This is a genomic window from Parvibaculum sp. (assembly GCF_049671045.1).
Taxonomy (GTDB): Bacteria; Pseudomonadota; Alphaproteobacteria; order Parvibaculales; family Parvibaculaceae; genus Parvibaculum.
This window is the reverse complement of record NZ_JBATUH010000087.1, coordinates 1-1,781: the sequence shown is the minus strand read 5'-3', so window position 1 is coordinate 1,781 and position 1,781 is coordinate 1. Positions and strand designations below refer to the sequence as shown.

2 protein-coding genes are annotated in these 1,781 nt (G+C 70.9%); both read right to left on the bottom strand.

The features are described from left to right. A partial coding sequence (locus tag WBG82_RS10250) for a heme biosynthesis protein HemY (RefSeq protein ID WP_424424432.1) occupies nt 1-1,396 on the bottom strand: 1,396 nt, incomplete at its 3' end. Then, nucleotides 1,396-1,781 (bottom strand): COG4223 family protein (locus WBG82_RS10245; protein ID WP_424424431.1); only part of this gene is annotated, 386 nt, incomplete at its 5' end. The genes WBG82_RS10250 and WBG82_RS10245, both read right to left, overlap by 1 nt.

Sequence of the window (1,781 nt, the reverse complement as noted above, 5' to 3'; positions counted from 1 at the left end):
GTTCCGGGGCGGCGGGAGGCGCGCTCACCGAGGTGGCTTCAGGCGCGGGCGCGGCCACGAGGGAAGGAAGCCGCAGACCCGGCGCCTTCCATTCGAGCGCGTCGAATTCGCCCGTCACCGGATTGATCGCCGACCAGCGCCGCGAGCGATAGCCCTCGCCCGTCCAGGCCGCGTCCTCCGGCGCGTGGAGCGCGCGCGCGAGCCATTCCCGCGCGCTGCCGCGATTGCCGTGCTCGCCTTCCTCGATCTCCGCCATGAGTTCGCAGATGCGCTGCGTCGGAGCCTCGTCCGCCTGCCCGCCGGCGAGAGGCTCGAGCGCTCCGCGAGCCGTCAGCCAGTCGCGCGCGCCGATGGCCGCACGCGCCAGCGCCACATGGCTCTCGATATGGTTGCGATTGCGCCCGACGAGAAGCCGCATGCGCTTGCAGCGGTCATAGGCGCTCTCTCCGGCGACGAGGCCCATATAGGCGTCGGCGAGGTCGGGATGCGGCGCGCGCGCCCAGAGATCCTCGATGAGCTTCGCCCCGCGCCGCACCCGCCCCGTCTCGCCGCAAAGCCTCGCGGCGAGCGCGACGGCCGGAACGAAATCGGGCATGAGCGAAACGGCCTTGAGCGCGAGCGACAGCGCCTTTTCGCGCGCACTCTCGCGCGCTGCCCCGAATTGCCCGCGTGCCGCTTCCTCCGCCGTCAGCGCCTGCGCAGTAAGGAGAACGGCACGGCGGCGCCGTGCGGCATCGCGCCCGATGAGCTTTGCCGACAGCATGCGGTCGAGGGTGTGGAGCGCGCTGTCCCAATCCTCCTGCGAGGTCTCGATTTCAAAGACGGCCTGCGCCGCCCAGAGCGTTTTGGGCCGATGCGAAAAGGCGCGGCGCGCGAGTTCGAGCGCCCGCTCGCGGTCCCCCGCCCTGCGCGCCTGCACGAAAAGCCCGCGCAAGCCGAGAAAGGCCGTCTCCGGCGAGGCCAGCATCGCCTCGAAATATCCGCTCGCCGCGTCTTCCTTGCCTTCGAGCTGGGCGGCCTGCGCGGCAAGCAGAAGCGTGAGCGGCGTCCCGTCGAGAAGGCGCTGGGCACGGCCCGCAAAGCGCCTTGCCTCGCCCGCATCCCCCGCCGCCACCGCGACCATGCCGCGCGAAAGCGCGAGGTAGCCGCGCCTGCGGCGGCGCATGTCGAGAAAGGAGGAAAGACCGGCCGGGCTTCTGAGGAAACCCGCCGTCACGCGATAGATGAAGAGCACGAGAAAGGCGACGAGGACCATCAGCCCGAGACCGACGACGAAGCTCGTCCGCACTTCGTAGCCACGCCAGTGAAGCACGAGGTCGCCCGGATTATCGGCAAGCCAGATCGCCAGCGCCGAGAGCACCGCGATGACGAGGAATATGTAGAGCGCGCGCAGCATCAGCCCTTCGCCTTCGACAGCCGCGCGGCAACATGGGCGGAGAGTTCGCGCAGGAGCCCTTCGGTCTCGACCCGCGCCCGCGCCTCTGCCAGCCATGGGGCCGCTGCCTCCGCCGCCGCGCCCTTGAGCTTCGCCCCCTCATCGACCGCGGCCGCGAGATCGTCGGCGCGGAGCCTCTCCTCCATGCGCGCGATCACGGCTTCCGTGTCCTCGCCCGCGATCTCGCCGGTCCGCCTCACCGTGACGAGCGAACGCGCATTGGCGACGAAGCGCGCCCAGAGCCCGCTCGCGCCCGCGCGGCGCTCGGCATCGAGAACGGACTGGACGAGCGCCGGAAACCTCTCCTTGAGGCTCGCCTTCGTTGCAACGCCCGTTGCCGAGGGAC